The organism is Flavivirga rizhaonensis, assembly GCF_004791695.1.
GTDB classification, from domain to species: Bacteria; Bacteroidota; Bacteroidia; order Flavobacteriales; family Flavobacteriaceae; genus Flavivirga; species Flavivirga rizhaonensis.
Genome location: NZ_SRSO01000057.1, coordinates 1 through 1,888, shown reverse-complemented (window position 1 = coordinate 1,888; position 1,888 = coordinate 1). Strand labels below are relative to the sequence as shown.

Sequence of the window (1,888 nt, the reverse complement as noted above, 5' to 3'; positions counted from 1 at the left end):
ATATAGTGTTGAATTATTGATAATCCTATCGGAATTATCAACAATTCAACATCTCAAAATCATCATTATGAGATAATTGAAAAATAAATATTAACTTTGAAGAACTTGGCTAGTGCTTTTCATAGGATACAATGTTGGCAAATCGTTTTTTAATAATTCATTCCTGGTAATAAAAGACTCAATCCATAAAAGTAAATTCCGCCAATTATTAAAATTCCGATAAAATTCATTTTCAATTTTGTGTTTTTTAAATCAGTCCAAATTGACTTGAACTTTTCTTTTTCGGATGTAATAACTTTTGTGTTTGCAAGAAAATCGCCAATTCGTCTTTCAGGATTTATTAGTCCAACAATAACTTCTAATGGCCAAGCAATACAAATAGTTAAATTCCGCACAAAGCATTGTAATTCATTTGCTGGATTATTTGTTTTTCGGTCAATTACTTGAAATCCTAAAATCCGTTTTGCAGGACTTTTAGCATTGAAAAAATCTTTGTTTAAATAAATGAAAAATGGAATGAAAACTAAAACTATTCCAATTCCGTTGTTCAAATTGTCTTTCATTAATGCCCCTAATCCAAAAATTAAAAATCCCAACGGCACAATTAAAAGACACATTATACAATGGTCTAAAAACATACTTAAAATTCGATTAATTCTTGGTTTGTTATTTGCAACTTTAGAAATTTCCTCGGCTATTATTCCATCATTGTTATTGTTTGTTTCTGTCATTCCTCAAATGTTTGCCAACGGTTTGTATAAGAATAGTGCGGTTTTGTGTGCGAGGATTTTCCGCAGGAAAATCAGAGTGACCAAATACGCACTAACCTTTGATTAAGCATTAAATTTAGCATTATTTTTATACTTTGTTGTACAACGTTTTTATTTTTTTAATTCCGAAATGATACAGACAGAGAACAGCAAAAACAACTAATATTTTTCCTAATAGTCTAGTAATCAGAAATCCAGTATCAATTACATATTCGTTATTTAAAGTCCAACTACTTGGTAAATAATCTCTATGTATTGTTGTTATTAAAATAACAAATCGTTCAAATGTTACAACAAAAAGAAAGCTAATTATAATTCTATTAATTAGATATTTCTTTATGAACTTTATTCGATACGCTTGGGTTAGTAAAAACCAAAATATTGGTTGAATCCATATTGCATAAGCATATTTTCCAGTCAATCGTTCATAATATTCGGTTTTTTCGGTTTCATTTTCTAATCCTAAATAGAAAGTCAAAATTCCAATTAGCCACAAAGCGAGCCAAACAAAACCTAAATAAATTATTAACTGAACAGCACTTTTGTCAAATTCCGATATAATTTTTTTGTCCTTTAAAAAGGTTTTTAAAAGGAAATAGATTATTGAATAGAAACCGAATCCGATAAAAATGTCAATCCGTATAAAATCAGTTATAAAATTTAATATTTCGCTCAAAAGTTTGTTTTGCACACAACATCTTGGTTTATGGTTAGTTACGGGAATTCAGGGAACTGAACTTTCGGTCTAGTACTTAGCCAAAACTTTAATTTTGTTTTATCTTTTTATTTTAAAGCCAAATCAAAAGATTTGGCGGGCTTGGTTTAAAGCTCTAAACTTAGGGTTAAGCACCAAACCCGTATTAACTATGGCCATTGTTGTGGTGTCGTTATTTATTTTTTCAATTTCATTATTTGTTTATTCCTATCTCTATTGGCCTTTCTGTAGTTGGTTTTACGATTACTGATTTTTTTTACCTTTTCTGTAGAATAGTTGGGATTAGTATAAGGGGTTTGGGCATTCATTTCGTTTAATTCCTTGTCAAGAAGTTCTTTGAGTACATTTACCTTTTCTGGCATTTCACTAGACAAATCATTTTGTTCGTATGGATCTTTATTTA

The 1,888-nt window shown here is 29.2% G+C and carries 3 protein-coding genes; all 3 read right to left on the bottom strand.

The genetic code is table 11. The features are described 5' to 3' along the window. Positions 1-149 precede the first annotated feature (149 nt). On the bottom strand, positions 150-731 hold the full coding sequence (locus EM932_RS20585) for an RDD family protein (protein WP_135879093.1): 582 nt from the start codon (positions 729-731) through the stop codon (positions 150-152). Between the two features lie 127 nt (positions 732-858). Next, a complete protein-coding gene (locus EM932_RS20780; protein ID WP_145988303.1) occupies positions 859-1,461 on the bottom strand; it encodes a hypothetical protein in 603 nt (200 codons plus the stop codon). 200 nt (positions 1,462-1,661) lie between these two features. Next, on the bottom strand, positions 1,662-1,888 hold a 227-nt coding region (locus EM932_RS21000), incomplete at its 5' end, for a hypothetical protein (protein WP_211344335.1).

Coding starts and splice junctions, on each gene's coding strand:
- EM932_RS20585 (WP_135879093.1), bottom strand. CDS start 731: ATGACAGAAACAAACAATAACAATGATGGAATAATAGCCGAGGAAATT.